General features: G+C 67.2%; 18 protein-coding genes. 8 read left to right on the top strand and 10 right to left on the bottom strand.

Going from position 1 to position 17,045, the window contains the following annotated elements; translation table 11 throughout:
* Positions 1-114: 114 nt before the first annotated feature.
* Entirely contained in the window at positions 115-1,662 is a 1,548-nt protein-coding gene (locus ACFQ9R_RS26615; RefSeq protein ID WP_378994292.1) for an acyl-CoA carboxylase subunit beta, read from the top strand.
* Between the two features lie 7 nt (positions 1,663-1,669).
* On the opposite strand, the gene ACFQ9R_RS26610 is transcribed toward ACFQ9R_RS26615, so the two are convergent.
* Positions 1,670-2,560 carry a LysR substrate-binding domain-containing protein gene (locus ACFQ9R_RS26610; protein WP_378994076.1) on the bottom strand — a complete coding sequence of 297 codons (891 nt, stop codon included), beginning with the start codon at positions 2,558-2,560 and terminating at the stop codon, positions 1,670-1,672.
* Between the two features lie 90 nt (positions 2,561-2,650).
* On the opposite strand from ACFQ9R_RS26610, the gene ACFQ9R_RS26605 reads away from it, so the two are divergent.
* Positions 2,651-3,493: an oxidoreductase gene (locus tag ACFQ9R_RS26605; protein WP_378994074.1), complete on the top strand. Its 843-nt coding sequence runs from the start codon at positions 2,651-2,653 to the stop codon at positions 3,491-3,493.
* Between the two features lie 192 nt (positions 3,494-3,685).
* Here the strand turns inward: ACFQ9R_RS26605 and ACFQ9R_RS26600 are convergent, their stop codons facing one another.
* The gene (locus tag ACFQ9R_RS26600; RefSeq protein WP_378994072.1) at positions 3,686-4,138 is read right to left on the bottom strand and encodes an ABA4-like family protein; all 453 of its coding nucleotides are present in this window, start codon (positions 4,136-4,138) and stop codon (positions 3,686-3,688) included.
* On the bottom strand, positions 4,135-5,082 hold the full coding sequence (locus ACFQ9R_RS26595; protein WP_378994070.1) for a hypothetical protein: 948 nt from the start codon (positions 5,080-5,082) through the stop codon (positions 4,135-4,137). Before ACFQ9R_RS26595 ends, ACFQ9R_RS26600 begins: the two co-directional genes overlap by 4 nt.
* Before the next feature lie 117 nt (positions 5,083-5,199).
* Between ACFQ9R_RS26595 and ACFQ9R_RS26590 the strand changes: the two genes are divergently transcribed.
* Positions 5,200-5,826 carry a MerR family transcriptional regulator gene (locus tag ACFQ9R_RS26590; protein ID WP_378994068.1) on the top strand — a complete coding sequence of 209 codons (627 nt, stop codon included), beginning with the start codon at positions 5,200-5,202 and terminating at the stop codon, positions 5,824-5,826.
* Positions 5,827-5,871: 45 nt separating this feature from the next.
* On the opposite strand, the gene ACFQ9R_RS26585 is transcribed toward ACFQ9R_RS26590, so the two are convergent.
* The 4 genes from ACFQ9R_RS26585 to ACFQ9R_RS26570 all read right to left on the bottom strand — a co-directional run bounded on the left by ACFQ9R_RS26585 (position 5,872) and on the right by ACFQ9R_RS26570 (position 9,702).
* Entirely contained in the window at positions 5,872-6,624 is a 753-nt protein-coding gene (locus tag ACFQ9R_RS26585) for an amino acid ABC transporter ATP-binding protein (RefSeq protein WP_378994290.1), read from the bottom strand.
* A 26-nt stretch (positions 6,625-6,650) separates the two neighbouring features.
* The gene (locus ACFQ9R_RS26580; RefSeq protein WP_378994066.1) at positions 6,651-7,589 is read right to left on the bottom strand and encodes an ABC transporter permease subunit; all 939 of its coding nucleotides are present in this window, start codon (positions 7,587-7,589) and stop codon (positions 6,651-6,653) included.
* Position 7,590: 1 nt separating this feature from the next.
* Complete coding sequence (locus tag ACFQ9R_RS26575; RefSeq protein WP_378637131.1) at positions 7,591-8,496, bottom strand: ABC transporter substrate-binding protein; 906 nt, start codon at positions 8,494-8,496, stop codon at positions 7,591-7,593.
* 126 nt (positions 8,497-8,622) lie between these two features.
* Positions 8,623-9,702 (bottom strand): isocitrate/isopropylmalate dehydrogenase family protein, encoded by a 1,080-nt coding sequence (locus tag ACFQ9R_RS26570; RefSeq protein ID WP_378994064.1) that lies wholly within the window; start codon positions 9,700-9,702, stop codon positions 8,623-8,625.
* Positions 9,703-9,783: 81 nt separating this feature from the next.
* On the opposite strand from ACFQ9R_RS26570, the gene ACFQ9R_RS26565 reads away from it, so the two are divergent.
* Both ACFQ9R_RS26565 and trxA read left to right on the top strand, forming a co-directional pair.
* Positions 9,784-10,296, top strand: coding sequence for a 2'-5' RNA ligase family protein (locus ACFQ9R_RS26565; protein ID WP_378994062.1), 513 nt, complete (start codon positions 9,784-9,786; stop codon positions 10,294-10,296).
* A gap of 49 nt (positions 10,297-10,345) precedes the next feature.
* Complete coding sequence (trxA, locus tag ACFQ9R_RS26560) at positions 10,346-10,723, top strand: thioredoxin (protein ID WP_056824580.1); 378 nt, start codon at positions 10,346-10,348, stop codon at positions 10,721-10,723.
* A 71-nt stretch (positions 10,724-10,794) separates the two neighbouring features.
* On the opposite strand, the gene ACFQ9R_RS26555 is transcribed toward trxA, so the two are convergent.
* A complete protein-coding gene (locus tag ACFQ9R_RS26555; RefSeq protein ID WP_378661134.1) occupies positions 10,795-11,214 on the bottom strand; it encodes a 2-keto-3-deoxygluconate kinase in 420 nt (139 codons plus the stop codon).
* Positions 11,215-11,569: 355 nt separating this feature from the next.
* Between ACFQ9R_RS26555 and ACFQ9R_RS26550 the strand changes: the two genes are divergently transcribed.
* Positions 11,570-11,752, top strand: coding sequence for a DUF6191 domain-containing protein (locus ACFQ9R_RS26550; RefSeq protein WP_378994060.1), 183 nt, complete (start codon positions 11,570-11,572; stop codon positions 11,750-11,752).
* 6 nt (positions 11,753-11,758) lie between these two features.
* Here ACFQ9R_RS26550 and ACFQ9R_RS26545 read toward each other — a convergent pair whose 3' ends face one another.
* Positions 11,759-12,535, bottom strand: a complete 777-nt coding sequence (locus tag ACFQ9R_RS26545; protein ID WP_378994058.1) for an acyl-[acyl-carrier-protein] thioesterase — start codon at positions 12,533-12,535, stop codon at positions 11,759-11,761.
* A 126-nt stretch (positions 12,536-12,661) separates the two neighbouring features.
* Here ACFQ9R_RS26545 and ACFQ9R_RS26540 point away from each other — a divergent pair, with 126 nt between their 5' ends.
* Positions 12,662-13,522, top strand: coding sequence for a haloalkane dehalogenase (locus tag ACFQ9R_RS26540; protein WP_378994056.1), 861 nt, complete (start codon positions 12,662-12,664; stop codon positions 13,520-13,522).
* A 212-nt stretch (positions 13,523-13,734) separates the two neighbouring features.
* The gene (locus tag ACFQ9R_RS26535; RefSeq protein WP_378994054.1) at positions 13,735-14,073 is read left to right on the top strand and encodes an LGFP repeat-containing protein; all 339 of its coding nucleotides are present in this window, start codon (positions 13,735-13,737) and stop codon (positions 14,071-14,073) included.
* 72 nt (positions 14,074-14,145) lie between these two features.
* Here ACFQ9R_RS26535 and polA read toward each other — a convergent pair whose 3' ends face one another.
* Positions 14,146-16,878: a DNA polymerase I gene (polA, locus tag ACFQ9R_RS26530; RefSeq protein WP_378994052.1), complete on the bottom strand. Its 2,733-nt coding sequence runs from the start codon at positions 16,876-16,878 to the stop codon at positions 14,146-14,148.
* Positions 16,879-17,045: the final 167 nt, after the last annotated feature.

Genomic DNA, 17,045 nt, shown 5'->3' with positions numbered 1-17,045 from the left:
CGTGATTCGTCAAGGATCGGTTCGCCGTGCCGCTGATGTCGGTGCGGACGTCAGCGCTACGCTTTGGCTAACCGATGAAGGAGAGCTCGACCAGGACGAGGAAGGGCGTGCGTGGTGGAGTCGACTACTGCTGCGAAACTGCAAGAGCTGCGGGACAATCTGAGGGCGGCGCGGGAACCCGCGGGGGATGCGGGGATAGCCAAGCGTGCGGCGAAAGGAATCCCCGGTCCACGCGAACGCATCGAAATACTTCTCGACCAGGGCAGTTTCACCGAAATCGGGGCGCTGGTGAAACAACCAGGCGCGGCCGACGGACTCTACGGTGACGGTGTGGTCACCGGGCACGGCAGGATCGATGGGCGCCCGGTGGTGGTGATCGCCCACGACCAGACCGTGTTCGGTGGATCGGTGGGTGAGATGTTCGGGCGCAAGGTCGCGATGGCGATGGATCTCGCGGCCGATATCGCCTGCCCGTTCGTGGCGATCAACGACTCCGGCGGCGCCCGGGTGCAGGACGCGGTCACCTCGCTGGCCTGGTACGCGGAGATGAGCAGGCGCCAGACCCGGCTGTCCGGGGTGGTGCCGCAGGTGTCGGTGATGCTGGGCAAATGCGCTGCGGGCGCGGTGTATTCGCCGATCAACACCGATGTGCTGATCGCGACCGAGTCGGCGTACATGTTCGTGACCGGTCCCGAGATCATCCGCGAGACCACCGGCGAGGAAGTGACCCTCGACGAGCTCGGTGGCGCGTTCAACCAGGCGCACAACGGCAACATCCATCACGTGGCGGCGGACGAGAAGGCCGCTTTCGAGTGGGCACGAACGTATCTGAGCTTCATGCCGTCGAACTGCTACGAGCGTGCTCCCCTGATCAATCCCGGTCTGGAGCCGGAGATCACGGACTCCGACCGCGAACTCGATTCGCTGATACCGGATTCCGATCGCCGGGGCTACGACATGTACGAGATCCTGCTCCGGATCTTCGACGACGGGGAGTTCCACGAGATCGGCGACGGCGCCGCCCGCAATCTGATCACCGGATTCGCCCGGGTCGACGGGCGCAGCGTCGGTGTAGTCGCCAATCAGCCGCTGGTGGCCAGCGGCGCGATCGACGCGCGCGGGTCGGACAAAGCCGCGCACTTCATCCGCCTGTGCGACGCGTTCGACATTCCGCTGGTGTTCGTCGTCGACACCCCGGGCGTGCTGCCGGGCGTGGAGGAGGAGAAGATCGGCGTCATCAAACGCGGGGGACGATTCTTCTACGCGGTCGTCGAGGCCACCGTTCCGATCGTCACCGTCGTGGTCCGCAAGGCCTACGGCGGCGGCTACGCGGTGATGGGGTGCAAGCAGCTCGGCGGCGACATCAACCTGGCGTGGCCGACGGCCCGGATCGCCGTGATGGGCGCCGAAGCCGCCGTGGGCCTGACCCAGCGCAAACAGCTGGCCGCCGTCCCCGAGGCAGACCGACCGGCCGTACGTCAGCAGATGGTCGACTTCTACAACGCCGCCGTCGCCACCCCGTGGATCGCCGCCGAACGCGGCTATATCGACGCGGTCATCGAACCGTCCACTACCCGGCTGGAAATCCGCAAAGCGCTGCGCCTGCTCGGCGACAAACACATCGAGCAGGCACCGCGCAAACACCGCCTGATGCCGTTGTAGAGCCGCGTCACCGCGCGGTGGCCAGCACGCACGCTTCTACATAGCCGGCGACGAGTGGACGGTTGTCGTCACGTCGCCAGGCCAGGGCGAGTTCGCAGGGACTCACGCCGGTGACCGGCCTGGTCACCACGCCGTCGTGGGCGACCAGCGCGGCGTTGCCGGTGGCGAGCAGGACGATGCCGTCGAGGTTCACGAGTGCCTCGTAGGTCTCTTCGGTGCTCGACACCTCGGCGCCGATGATCGCCGGTCGCCCGGCGCGTTCGTCGACGGCGAGCCAATAGTCGCGCAGGGGGCCCGCCGAGCGGGGCAACGCGAGGAAAGGCTCGTCGAGCAGGTCGGCGAACTCGATCCGGTCGCGCGCGGCGAGGTGGTGCGACTGCGGAAGGGCCACCAGCCGCGGTTCGGTCGCGACCACCAGCCAGCGGTAGCGGTCGCTGTCGAGCAGCGGCAGCCAGACGAAGGCCACGTCGCTGGCGCCGTCGGCCAGGCCGGCGGTCGGGTCGTCCCAACCGACCAGGCGCAGCACCGGTTTCGCGTGTGGAAACGCGGTGCTGAATCGGGAGCGCACGGCCGGCAGGATGCCTCGACCGGGACTGGTGCTGATGCCGATGGCCAGCGCGGCCTCCTCGGTGGCTTTCGCCGACTCCACCGCGGCCTCGGCGGTTTCCCAGGTCGCGAGGAGGCGCAGCGCGTGCGGCAGCAGCGCCGCGCCGACCGGGGTGAGGGTGACCGAGCGGGAATCACGCACGAACAGTGCCGCACCGAGGTGACTTTCGAGTCTGCGGATCTGTTTGCTGAGCGCGGGCTGCGAGATGTACAGCACCTCCGCGGCGGCGGTGAAGCTCAGGCGGTCGGCCACCGCGACGAAGTACCGCAGGTCGCGTCCGTGGACATCCATAACTCCTGGTTATCACAAAGGATCTTGGACTTCCATCTCGTCCGGGCGGAAGTATTGCTCACGAAACATCAACGGACACAGGAGAACCTGATGAGCATTCCGAAGATCTGGCTGGTCACCGGCGCGAGCAGCGGGTTCGGCCGCGCCATCGCACAGGACGCCGTCGACGCGGGCGATATCGTGATCGCCGTCGCTCGCCGCACCGCCGCCCTCGACGATCTGGTCGCCGCGCATCCCGATCAGCTCGAGACGATCGCGCTCGACGTCACCGATACCGCTCGCATCGACGAGGTCGTCGCCGATGTCGTCGCCCGCCACGGCCGCATCGATGTGCTGGTCAACAATGCCGGTCGCACCCATGTCGGCGCGGTCGAGGAAACCACCGAGGCCGAATTGCGCGGACTGTTCGACCTGCACCTGTTCGGCCCCGCCGCCCTCACCCGTGCGGTGCTGCCCCACATGCGCGCCCAGCGCGGCGGTGCGATCGTGCAGATGAGCAGTGTCGGCGGGCAGCTGTCCTTCGCGGGGTTCTCCGCGTACAGCGCCACGAAGTTCGCGCTGGAAGGGTTGTCGGAGGCACTCGCCGAAGAGGTGGCGCCGTTCGGCATCAAAGTACTGATCGTCGAACCCGGCGCCTTCCGTACGGGACTGTTCGGCCCCGGAGCAGCGGCGTTCAGTCCCGAGTCCGACGTTTACGCCGACACCGCGGGCGCCACCCGCCGCATGGTCGAGGGCGGCGACGGCACCCAGCCCGGCGACCCGGCCAAGGCCGCCGCCGCCATCCGCGTCGCCCTGTCCGCCGAGAAGTCGCCGCTGCGGCTGCCGCTGGGCGGCGATTCTGTCGACGCGGTCCTGGGCCACCTCGATGCCGTCCGCGATGACGTCCTCGCGTGGGAAAAGGTCTCCCGCGCGACCACTTTCGACGAAAGCTGAGGGCACACGCGCACCACACCGTGACGCACCGATGCCGCGGCGGCGCTGCTCGAGCTGGAGTCTCCGAACCGGACGGTTATGGAGGTCTACTTCACCCGGGCCGACGAACCGGAGCGCCTCGCCGGCCGGGTAGTGCTCACCCGCCGCACGTGAACCACGTCTGCCGGACTCCTCGGAGTCCGGCAGACGGCACTACGCGCTGACCGAGCTCGCCCGCGGCACCGGCGAACTATCGCGTCGGGCGACCGCACGGACCAGCAGGTAGATCGGAAAGGCGATGGGCGACAACAGAATCGTGCCGACCAGCAGTGGGCCCATCAGCAACGGGTGGACGTTGCGCTCGCGACTGTCGAGGTAGATCCAGCGGCCGAGGAACAGGTCCCACGCGATGATCTGCGCCCACAGCGCGGTGAGCACGGCGGGGTCGGCGGCGGCCTCGGTGATGGCGGCCAGGGACGGCGATGTCACCAGCGACCACATCGCACCCAGCACCGGCATCGCGACGATCGCCCACACCACCAAGGGCACCAGCACAATCCACGGTGCGGAGATGATCGCGCGGGTCCAGCGCCACGTCGGGGCGAAGATCATCAGCGCCCAGAACGGCACCGTGACCCAGAACGACAGGTCGAACAACGTGCTCATGCAGTAACCACCTTTCGGGTACCGGCCGCGCTCGCGACCGAGATCATTACTCCGACAACTACTCCGGTGACGATCGCGGCCGCGGCAGTCAGCGTGGCCCGATCGGGGTGGATCAGCGGCTGCCCCCGCAACGCCTGCCAGGTGACCAGCGCGAGCACCGCCGCGTACCCGGCAGACGCGGTGATGATCAGGCCGAGCCGAACGCGCACCGACCGCAGCAACAGGATCCGTGGCGCCAGCACCACCAGCAGTGCCGCGAGCAACGGCAGTGCCTGGAGCGCGTGCATGCCGAAGAAGTGTGGAATGCGCAGGTCACCATCGGTGGTGCTCCACCCCGTGAGCGGCATGCCGGGCGTGCCGTCGGGAGCTCCGACCGTGTGTGCGCCCGCGATGCCCTCGACGCCGGATTCCCGCTGGGGCATCAGATTTCCCAGCGCCAGCCCGACCAAGGTGATCGCGATGCCGCAACGAATCGACCAGGTGATCGAGGCGTCACCGAGGCGTGCGCGCATCAAGCCGATCCCGATCACCAGGGTTGCCAGGAACAGGATGACGATGGTGGACCCCATGATCACCCAGAGGGTGCCGTCCAGGGCGGTGGTCATGTTGTAGTGGCTGCGGGTCCCGCGGATCACCTGCCCGAAGATGATCGCCTGTTCGATCACCCCGGCGACCACGATCACGGTGGCCATTCGCGACGCGAGCCGAGAAAGGTTGGGCCGCAACGACATCAACCATGCCAGCGCCACGCCGTAGAACACGAACGAGATCGCGAACTTGGTCGGCTTGAACCAGGCCGCCGACCCGGCGATCACCCGGTCGTCGACCAGCATCCCGATCAGGCCGACCACGACGAGCGCGGCATTGACGGCGGCGAAATACATCAGCGGACGGTGCAGGGGTGCGTTGGGGCGGGGCAGTGAGGGGACGGTCAGGACTGACATTCGAATCTCCCAGAGATAGATAGCTATACTATCCGTTATGGATAGCTAGACTATCCGCCATGGGTGACGTAGGCAAGGGGTAGGAACAACACGGAGGTAAGAGTGCGAATCTCGGAGTTGAGTGATCGCAGTGGCATCGCGGTGGCGACCATCAAGTACTACCTGCGCGAGGGACTGCTGCCGCCGGGTGAACGCACCAGCCCCAACCAGGCCAGCTACGGCGAAGACCACCTGCGCCGACTCCGCCTGATCCGCGCGTTGATCGAGGTGGGCGGGATACCGGTCGCCACCGTCTCCGATGTGCTCGCCGCCATCGACTCCCCCGACATGCCGCTGTTTCATGTGCTCGGCGTGGCGCAGGACAGCCTGTCCACCCCCGTCCCCGCCGCCCATGACGCCGAATGGGATCGCGCCTACGAGGCCGTGCGCGCGGAGATGGACCGACGCGGCTGGGACATGAAACCCAGCCCGCAGGCCGTCGACACGCTCACCGGAGTGATCGTCCGACTCGCGCAACTCGGCTACCGGGACTGGGCCACCACCACCCTGCCCACCTATTTCGACAGCTCGCGGGCAGTCGCGGAAACCGACGTAGCGGCCGCCCTGTCCGCGGGCGGGCGCGACGACATCATCGACGCGGTCGTCGTACTGACCGTCCTGGGCGACACCGCACTGGCCGCCATCCGCCGCATCGCCCAGGCCCAGGTCTCCCTGGAACGCCTGAAGAACCCAGAAACCCCGTAACGCACAGCGGCCCCGCGAGAATCCGCGGGGCCGCTGTGTCGTATCTCAGAGCAGACGTGACAGGAAAGCCTGTGTCCGTTCGTGTTGCGGGTTGGCCAGCAGCTCACGCGGCGGGCCCGATTCCACGACCACACCGGCATCCATGAACACCAGCTCGTCGGCGACCTCGCGGGCGAAGCCCATCTCGTGGGTCACCACCAGCATGGTCATGCCCGAATCGGCCAGCTCCCGCATCACCGCGAGCACCTCACCGACCAGCTCGGGGTCCAGCGCCGAGGTCGGCTCGTCGAACAGCATCAGCTTGGGATCCATCGCCAGCGCTCGCGCGATGGCGACGCGCTGCTGCTGACCACCGGACAGCTGCGCCGGGTAGGCGTTGCGCTTGGCCGAGAGCCCGACCCGCTCGAGCAGCTCCTCGGCCCTGGCGACGGCCTCGGACTTACGGATCCCGCGCACCTGGATGGGCGCCTCGATCACGTTCTCCAGCGCCGTGCGGTGCGGGAACAGGTTGAAATGCTGGAACACCATGCCGATATCGCGACGCTGGATCGCGGCATCGCGCTCGTGCATCTCGTAGAGCTTGCCGTTCTTCTCCCGGTAGCCGACGAGATCGCCGTCGACGTAGAGCCTGCCCGCGTTCACCTGCTCGAGGTGATTGATACAGCGCAGGAAGGTCGACTTGCCCGAGCCCGACGGCCCGACCAGGGTCAGCACCTTCCCACGCTGGACCTCGAGCGAGATGCCCTTGAGCACCTGCAGCGCGCCGAAGCTCTTACACACCCGGTCAGCCAGGACCATCGGCGGGACTGCCACAACTGGTTCTGTCATTTCGCCTTCACCGCCGCCTGCGCTGTGGCCAGTTCCTGAAGCTGCTTGGCCGTCAGCTGCCGGGTGGCGCCCCGCGAGTAATAGCGTTCCAAGTAGTACTGGCCGACCATGAGCACGCTGGTGATCGCCAGGTACCAGGTGGCACAGACGAGCAGCAGCGGGATCGGCTGGAAGTTCACACCGTAGATGTCACGGGCGCGGCCGAACAAGTCGGTACTCAACGGAATCGCGGTGACCAGCGAGGTCGTCTTGAGCATGCCGATCAGCTCGTTGCCGGTGGGTGGGATGATCACCCGCATGGCCTGCGGCAGCACCGTGCGGCGCATTGTCTGCGTCCACGACATGCCCAGCGCCACCGAGGCCTCGCGCTGCCCCTCGCCGACGGAGTTGATACCCGCGCGCACGATCTCGGCCATGTACGCGGCCTCGTTGAGGCCGAGGCCGATCACCGCGAACAGGAACGCCGCCTGCAGGTGCTGCACATCGAAGTGGAAGAACTGCGGACCGAACGGCACACCGAGATCGATCTGCTTGTACAGCGAGGGAACCAGGCCCCAGAACACCAACTGCACGAACACCGGGGTGCCACGGAAGATCCACAGGTAGATCCACGCGGCGGTGCGCAGCACCGGGTTCGGCGACAGACGCATCACCGCGAGGACCGTGCCGAGGGCCACCGCGATCGCCATCGCGAGCACGGTGAGCTCCAGGGTGACGATCGCGCCGGCGGTGATCCGGCTGTCGAACAGGTACTTGCCGTAGGTATCCCACCGGTAGGCGGGATTCGTGGCGGCGCCGTAGACGAACAATCCCACCAGGATCAGGATGATTGCCGCCGCGATCCAGCGGCCCGGCCTGCGCAGCGGGACCGCCTTGATCGGTTCGGGTTCGGTGCCCGGTCCGGGCACCTCCACCGTGTCTTTCGCGTCGGTCACGTCAGCTCACTGCACCGTTGATCACCGAGGTCTTGATCTGACCGTCCTGCACACCCCAGTTGGTGGTGATCTCGCCGTACTTGCCGTTGTCGATCAGGTGCTGCAGCGCCTTCTGCAGCGCCGCCGCCAGCGGGGAGGTCTTCTGCACGGCCCAGCCGTAGGGCGCGGAATCGAACAGCGGGCCCGCGGCCTCGATCTTGCCTTCGCTCTGCTTGATCGCGTACGCGGTCACCGGGGAATCGGCCGACATCGCGTCGACCTGGCCGAGCACCAACGCGTTGGTCGCGGCGCTCTGCTCGTCGAATGCCTTCATTTCGATGGCGGGCTTACCTTCGGCGACGCACTTGGCGCTCTTGGCGGGAATCTCGTCGGTGTGCTCGACCGTAGTGGACTGTACGGCGACCTTCTTGCCGCACGCATTGTTCGGATCGATCGCTTTACCGGTTTGCTGGGCCCACTGGATACCCGCGGAGAAATAGGTCGTGAAATCGACCTGCTGTTCGCGTTCGCGCGAATCGGTGATCGAGGACATACCCACGTCGTAGGTCCCTGCCTGAATGGCGGGAATGATCTTCTCGAACGAGGATTCGACATAGTCGACCTTCAGTCCGAGGGTGCTCGCGACGGCGTCGAGGAGGTCCACATCGAAGCCGACGATCTTGCCGCTCGCGTCCTTGTACTCGTTCGGCTGGTACGGCACGTTCACGCCGACGACCAACTTGCCTGCCTGCTTCACCTTGTCGGGGACCGCCGCGGCGAGCGCGTCGACCTTCTCCGCCGACACCTTGTTCACCGAGGCGCCGTCGCCCTCGGTGTTCTCGGCGCAGCCGGTCAACAACAACGCACCGCCGGCGACGGTACACAGCAGCCGCACGGCGCCACGGCCGAGGACAGTTCGAACAGACAAAGGAGCCTCCACATTTCACGTCGACGCCGGCCACGTGTCAGCGCCTGTTTGGCAATGTATGCGAACCGGACACAGCGTGGTGCGACAGTAACCGAAGATTAATCAGCCGATGTGAAAGGGGTCCCTTCACCTCCGGTGCACGCGGGCCCGTACCTGCTCGGTGAATTCGCTGGTGGAAGCCAGACCGCCGAGATCCGCCGTCGCGATTCCGGCGGCCAGCGTCGCCGCCACCGCACGGGTAATTCGGTCGGCGGCATCATGGAGCGGACTATTGTCGTCACGAACTGCCAACCAGCGCAACAGCATTGCCGCCGACAATTGCAACGCGGCGGGATTGGCCCGATTGTGCCCCGCCAGACCGGGCGCCGCGCCGTGCACAGCCTGTGCCATCGCGCGCGTGTCGGAGCAGTTGAGCGAGGCGGCCATGCCGAGTGAGCCACTGAGTTCACCGGCCAGATCCGAGAGGATGTCACCGAACAGGTTCTCGGTGACGATCACGTCGAACTCGGCGGATGAGCGAACCAGGTGCGCCGCCATCGCGTCGACGTGTTCGTCGTCGACCGTCACGTCCGGATACTGCTCGGCCACTGCGTAACAGACGTCACGGAACAGGCCGGTCGTCATCGGCAGCACATTGGCCTTGTGCACCACGGTGACCCGCTTGCGCCTGCCCTGCGCGAGCCGCAGGGCCTGATGGGCGATCCGCTCGCACGCCGTGCGGGTGATCACCGCGACCGCCATCGCCACGTCCTCGGTGGGACGGAACTCCCCCGACCCGGCGAACATATTGCGGTCCGCGTAGAAGCCCTCGCTGTTCTCCCGGACGATCACCAGATCGATGTCGGGCGCCATCGCGCGCACGCCGGCGAAGGCGGCGGCAGGGCGGATGTTCGCGTAGAGCTCGAGCCGTTTGCGGATGATGCCGCCCGGTGCCACGCGCATGTCCGACGGGTAGGAGGCATTGTCGTGCGGACCGAGAATCCAGGCGTCGAGATCCTCGAGAGCGGTCAGGGTCTGTTCCGGCAGCGGGTGGCCGTAGGCGGCGATCGCCTCGTGCCCGATCAGCAGCGGCACCCACTCCACCGGCGCGAGCCCGGCCGCGCCGATCGCTTCGTCGACCACCGCCCGGGTCGCGGCCACCACCTCGGGGCCGATTCCGTCGCCGTCGATCACACCGAGTCGCAGGTTCGCCTTCACACCGTTCACTCCCCCATCCTCGCGCGTGTCCGGACCGGATCGAGCGAGTGGGCGGTGCGGACACGCCGCAGCGACTAGTTTCTGCAGATCATGGTGCAGTCGGTGGAGTTGCTCCTCGACGAGGGCGGCGAGACAGAGATCCGCAGGCAATGGGCGGTTCTTGCCGAAGCAGGCCTGGGCAATCGCCACCCCGGGACCGCTCGGCCGCACATCACCGTCGCGGTGGCGCGCGAGATCTGGCCGCGCATCGACCACGCGCTCGAGCGGCTCGCGTTCGAGCCGCTGCCGATCCGTTTGGGCGGGCTGCTCGTCTTCGGGGCGCGCCGGCCGATCCTGGTCAGGGCGGTCGTCGTCACCGCGGACCTGCTCGCCCTGCATCGCCGGGTCAGCGAGGTGGTCTCACCCTGCCCCGGCGTACCGGCGACCATGGCTCCCGGCGCGTGGACACCGCACGTGACCCTGGCGCGGCGCGTGCCCCCCGAACGGCTCGGCGACGCGGTGCGGACGGTCGCGGCCGACACCGATTTCCGGTCGCTCATCGTGGGGATTCGCCGCTGGGACGGGGAGGCGCGGCAGGAGCGAATCGTGATCGGGGGAAGATAGTAGGACGCCCCGGCGTTACAGCCGAGGACACCGACAAGGAGAGGACGTCATGGCCACCCAGACGCTGACCCAGCAGAACTTCGACGAAGTCATCACCGGAAACGACGTGGTCCTCGTCGATTTCTGGGCTTCCTGGTGCGGTCCGTGCCGCAGTTTCGCACCGACCTACGAGACCTCGTCGGAAAAGCACACCGACGTCGTCTACGGCAAGGTCGACACCGAGGCCGAGCAGGGACTCGCCGCGGCCGCCAACATCCAGTCGATTCCGACCATCATGGCCTTCCGCGAGGGCGTACTCGTCTTCGCGCAGCCGGGTGCGCTGCCGCCCGCCGCGCTCGAGGACCTGGTGACCCAGATCAAGGATCTGGACATGGACGAGGTGCGCAAGCAGATCGCCGAGCAGCAGGAATCCTCTCCCGCCGAATAGTCCGGCGCCGAGAACACACAGGGCCCGTTCACCTTTCGAGTGAACGGGCCCTTGTGCGTGTTCGGGTGGTGTCAGCCCGCGAGCAGGTTGACGCCGGCGATCATGGCGCGCACGGTCGATTCCGCGCTGTCGGCGGCGGTGGCCACCGCCCAGCCGCGCCTGCCGTTGAACTCGCACTGCATGAAGGTGGCGGTGCCGTCGGCGGTCGGGCGCTGATGGAAGTGCAGGATCTCGAGGGGGTAGCCCTCGTCGTAGAGCGCGGAGGTCATCGCGGCAACGGGGCTGCCGGTGGCGATGACGGTGCGCAGGTGGTCGGCGAATTCCAGGGTGGCGGTGAAATCCGTTCCGGAACAAGACCATTCGCGCAAGGCGATGGATCCGTCGGCGCGGGTGTACCGGTCGAGGAAGGCGGCGGGGTCGAGGTCGGTGAGCTCGGCGCGCAGGCCCTTGGGGGCAGCGGCGAACAGGGCATGGTCCAGTGTCAGCGTCATTGCAGGTGAGGTCTTCCCGAAGATGTCTTCGTTGGCAGGTGGGACCAGCAGAACGATGAAAAGCAGCCCGCAGCGTAGGGGCTGGTCCGAATCAGACCCCGCTACGGCGGGTTACTACGAGAAGAATTCGCCGTGAGGCTGCCTGCGCGGTCTGCGCAGCAGCGACCGCGAGGTCGCGGTCAGCGACTAGCAGCGCGGCACAGCGGGCGGGATTCGGCACGCAGTCGAGAATAGGGCGATCGTCGCGAAACCGCAACCTGGTTCACTGCCCGGAGTGTCTACCGGTGAGTACCATCACCGCAGCTCAGGATCGGTAACGTCGGCCCCGGCGACGGCGATGGGTACCGTATCGGGTATGGGGCTGCTCATGGCGATGACGATTCCCGGGCTCGCGTGCTTGCTGATCCTGTTGGCGTTCGAGTTCGAACAGCGGCGGAGCACGCTGATGCACCGGGAGGACCCTTCGGAGGGTGCCCCGCCGCGGGATCGGGTGGATCTGGCGGGCGGGTCGGCGCGGCTCGTCGCCCGCGAGCGCTGAATCCGGTCAGCGCCGCGACGCTGCACCGGTCAGGGGTTCCACCGAGGCGAGGGCGCGGGCCGAACCGTCGACGTCGACCTGGACCCGCAGACGCTCGGGTTGCGAACTCGTCCGCAACACCACTTTGTCGCCCATCATCACCGGGCCGACGTGTTCGACGATCGCGCGGTACGGCAACCGATGACGGTCCGGGTGCGCGGCGAGCGCTTCCTCCATGGCCTCCCAGTACACCGCGTTGTTGACATGGCCGAGCCGGTCGACATCGGTGACGCGCAGCGGGAACGGCACCTCCTCCACCTCCGCGACGTCGAGTTCGGTGAGCGCGGCTTTCCAGCGCAGGCGATGTTCGGTGGTGCCGGCCAGCATCGGCGCCATGAACGCGTCGCTCATCCGCGCGGGACGGCCGGCGACGGGGTCGATGTGGATCAGGAACGCCGCGGCCTCGATGTGTCCGCCCTTCTCCCCGCGCAACCGGATGCGCATGTCGCACCAACGATTCGAGAGCGCGTCGGCCCAGCGGCGGAGCTGGACGCGGTCGCCGAACATGATCGGCTCGTACACGTCGATCACCGTGCGCCGCACGATCCACGCCTGATGGGTGTCGCCGTCCTCCACCGCGTCGAGATGATCGAACCCGATGTCCTGCAGGTAGCGCGCCACCGCGTCGAGCCGCAGCCGGTCGTCGCCATCGGTGTCGCCGAGTCGTACCGGCCACGACATCGCGAAGGCCTGCTCGATATCGGGGCAGTCGGGCAGCGGGGTCGCGATGACGGGCTCGGTCATAGGGCCGATGCTGCCACACCGGTGTCGCCAGTGACACGCGCCTCAGTACGGATCCGCCGAAGGCATTGAATCACTACGATTTTCGGCCGTAGGGTCGGTTCGACGCCGGACGACAGGATGGATGCGATGCTGATCGATTTCACGCCGGACAAGGCGCTGTACCCCTTCGAATCCCGCTGGTTCGAATCGTCGGCGGGCCGGGTGCACTACATCGACGAGGGCTCCGGGATCCCCATCCTTTTCTGTCACGGCAGCCCCACCTGGAGTTTTCTCTACCGCAAGATCATCGGTCAGCTGGGCGACCGGTTCCGGTGCGTAGCAGTCGACTACCCGGGCTTCGGACTGTCCGAACGACCACCCGGGTACGGCTACACGATCGCCGAACATGCCGCGGTGGTCGGCGAGCTCGTCGACCATCTCGGGCTCGACCAGTTCGTCGTCATGGGCCAGGACTGGGGCGGACCGATCGGCGCCGCGGTCGGCGCCGATCGAGCCGATCGGGTGCGCGGGCTGGTGCTCGGCAACACCCTGTTGTGGCCGACGGATACCTGGCCGCAGAAGGCGTTCAGCCGGGTCATGAGCAGCTCGCCGATGCAGCGGCGGATTCTGCGCGACAACCTTCTCGTCGAGCGTTTCCTGCTCGGTGAGCTGCGGAACACGATCAGCGAGGCCGAGGCCGATCACTACCGTGCGGTGCAACCTTCACCCGAAGCCCGGCGCGGGATCGCCGCGATGCCCGGGCAGATCCTGGCCGCTCGCCCCTTCCTCGAACAGCTGGCGATCGACGTGCCCGCCCGGCTCGGCGCCACACCGACGCTGCTGATCTGGGGCATGAAGGATATGGCGTTCCGTCCCGCCGCGTTCCTGCCACGAATGCGCGACACGTTCACCGACCACCGGGTCCTCGAGCTGCCCGACGCCAGACACTTCATCCCCGAACACGAGCCCGGCAAGATCGCCGAAGCTATCGTCCAGCGTTTTCGCTGACGCCGCCCCGACCGCTTCCTCGCGAGGCAGCGGGGCACTCCGTCGGCAGCGGGCGGTGCGCCGGTTTCCGCGATCGACCGTGAGCGAATCGCTGGCTAATAAAATGTGACCAGATTGTGAATCTCCCGCGAGTCGCCGCCGAGAACGGCCGATCGCACGGTAGCGTCGCGGCCGCTAGGCCAATTGTTACTGCGTGAAAGGAATTGTTCGACATGGCATTCGAAGTCACTGGGGCTATCGGCGATCACTACAACGAAGCCGGTGGCGCGTCCAGCCCGCTGGGTGAGCCGACCTCGGCAGAGCAGGACGCCGCCAACGGTGGCAAGTTCCAGGAATTCACCGGCGGAGTCATCTACTTCAAGCTCCCGACCGGGGCCAAGACCGTGTACGGCGCCATCCGTCAGGCATGGGAAGCCGAAGGCGGCGCGGGCGGCCGGTTCGGCTACCCGACCTCCGACGAGCAGGACATCGAAGGCGGCAAGATCAGCCACTTCGAGAACGGCTCGATCAGCTACTCGATCGCCGATGACGCTGTGACGGTCAACGCGTAACTCGCGTTCCCGCTACGCCACGAGGGGCGCCTCCCCCGCCGGGGGGGCGCCCCTCGTGCTGTGCGGACCAGCTCAGTGCGCGGCCGAATCCCAGCTCCGGCCGGTGCCGACGGAGACGGTGAGCGGGACCGAGAGGTCGATCGCGGCCGACATCTGTTCGCGCGCAAGGGCTTCGAGGGCCTCGCGTTCGCCGTCGGCGACCTCGAAGACCAGTTCGTCGTGGATCTGCAGCAGCATCCGCGAGCGCAGGCCCGCGTCGCGGATCGCGTTCTGCACGTTGATCATCGCGACCTTGATGATGTCGGCGGCGGTGCCCTGGATCGGCGCGTTCAGTGCCATCCGCTCGGCGGATTCACGGCGCTGACGGTTGCTGGAATCCAGGTCGGGCAGGTAACGCCTGCGACCGAACAGCGTTTGGGTGTAGCCGACCTTGCGGGCCTGGTCGACGACGTCGGACAGGTAGTCGCGGATGCCGCCGAAACGGTCGAAGTACACGTCCATCTGTTCTTTGGCCTCGGTGGTGCTGATCTTGAGCTGGGCGCTCAAGCCGTAGGAGCTCAGACCGTAGGCGAGACCGTAGGACATGGCCTTGATCCGGCGGCGCAGCTCGGAGCTCACCTCCGCGATCGGGATGTCGAAGGCCTTCGACGCGACGAAAGTATGCAGGTCCTCGCCGGAATTGAAGGCCTCGATCAGGCCCGCGTCCCCGGACAGGTGCGCCATGATGCGCATCTCGATCTGGCTGTAGTCGGCGGTCATCAGCTCGGCGAAGCCGGGGCCGACCACGAAGGTGTCGCGGATCTGGCGGCCGGTGTCGGTGCGGATCGGGATGTTCTGCAGATTCGGCTCGGTCGAGGAGAGCCGGCCGGTGGCGGCGATGGTCTGGTTGAACGTGGTGTGCACGCGGCCGTCGTCGGAGACCGACTTGAGCAGGCCGTCGACGGTCACCTTGAGCCGGGTCGCGTCGCGGTGGGCCAGCAAGTGTTCCAGGAACGCGTGACCGGTCTTCTCGAACAGCGATTCCAGTGCGTCGGCGTCGGTGGTGTAGCCGGTCTTGGTGCGCTTGGTCTTCGGCATGTCGAGCTCGTCGAACAGCACCACCTGCAACTGCTTGGGCGAGCCGAGATTGATCTGCTTGCCGATCACCTCGTACGCGGAGTTCGCGGCCTCGGTGACGCGGTCGGCGAACTGCTGCTGGAGGTTCTCGAGCTGGGCGACGTCGACCGCGATGCCCGCTTCCTCCAGTTGACCGAGCACGCCGAGCAGCGGCAGCTCCATCTCCGTGAGCAGTGGGGTCGATTCGATGGCTTCGAGTTCGGTATCCAGGGCGACGGCCAGGTCGGCGACCGCGCGGGCACGCAACATCTCCTCGCGGGCGATATCGGCGGCGACAGTGTCCTCGTCGTCGAGCAGGGACAGCTGGCCCGTGTCGCCGGTCTCGACGCGCAGTTCGCGCTTGAGATAGCGCAGTGACAGATCGTCGAGGTTGAAGCTGCGCTGACCGGGGCGGACCAGGTAGGCCGACAGGGCGGTGTCGGTGGCGAGACCGCCCAGGGTGAAGCCACGCCCGCGCAGTGCGTGCCCGGCGGACTTGGCCTCGTGCAGCGCCTTGGGCACCTCGGGATCGGCCAGCCAGGTGGCCAGCGCCGTCTCGTCTTCGGGGGTGAGGACGGTCAGGTCGATGTAGCCGCCCTCGCCGTCGGCGGCGGCGATCGCCAGTGCCCGCGCGTCACCGTGCACCGGCGTCCCGGTCCCGACGATCGAGAGGCCATGGCGCACACCGGCTTTCGCGTGCTCGGCCAGCCAGTCGGCGACCGCGCCCTGATCGAGGGCACCACCGCTGATCTCGAAACCCGACTCGGCTTCCGGCTCGGGGGAACCGAGGGTGTCGAACAGCCGGTCGCGCAGCACCCGGAACTCGAGGTCGTCGAAGAGCTGGTGGATCTTGTCGCGGTCCCACGGCGCCTTGATCAGCTGGTCGGGGGTGTAGGGCAGCGGCACCTCGCGCACCATCTCGGTGAGCTGGCGGTTGAGCACCACACTCGACAGGTTCGCCCGCAGGGAGTCACCGACCTTGCCCTTCACCTGATCGACGCGGTCGACCAGGGTGGCGAGGTCGCCGTATTCGCGGATCCACTTGGCGGCGGTCTTCTCCCCCACGCCGGGAATGCCGGGCAGATTGTCGCTCGGGTCGCCGCGCAGAGCCGCGTAGTCGGGATACTGCGCGGGCGTGAGGCCGTATTTGGTCTCCACCTCGGCCGGGGTGAAGCGGGTGAGATCCGAGACGCCCTTCTTCGGGTAGAGCACGGTGACGTCGTCGTTGACCAGCTGGATCGCGTCGCGGTCGCCGGTGACGATGAGGACCCGGTAGCCCTGTGCCATCGCCTGGGTGGTGAGAGTGGCGATCACATCGTCGGCCTCGTAGCCGTCGATGGCCATCACCGGGATGCCCATCGCGCCGAGCACGTCCTTGGTGAGTTCGACCTGCCCACGGAACTCGTCGGGGGTGGCACTGCGATTGGCCTTGTACTCCGGGTACGCCTCGGTGCGGAACGTCTTGCGCGACACGTCGAACGCCGCGGCCACATGGCTCGGTTTCTCGTCGCGCAGCAGATTGATCAGCATCGAGGTGAATCCGTACACCGCGTTGGTGGTCTGACCCGTGACAGTCTTGAAGTTCTCCGCCGGTAGCGCGAAGAACGCGCGATAGGCGATCGAATGCCCGTCGAGGAGCAGCAGCGTAGGCCGCTCACCCTCCGGGGCAGTGGTCGTTGTCGATGCCTGCGCAGTCGTCGGTGAACTCACCCGAGTGAGTCTAGGGACACCCTCCGACAGACACGAACACCGCCATCACCGCACTCCCAGCCCAGAACCCCGACCCCTAGGGAGGGGCGGCCACGCAGTGGCCGGTCGCGGCCGGGTCGCCGGTTAGCCGCCGGGGCGTAGGCGACGAAGGAGCAAGCCGTGGGGCT

The organism is Nocardia sp. NPDC056541 (assembly GCF_042794235.1).
Taxonomy (GTDB): domain Bacteria; phylum Actinomycetota; class Actinomycetes; order Mycobacteriales; family Mycobacteriaceae; genus Nocardia.
The sequence above is the reverse complement of the archived record's forward strand: the minus strand, read 5'-3'. Positions and strand labels throughout refer to the sequence as shown.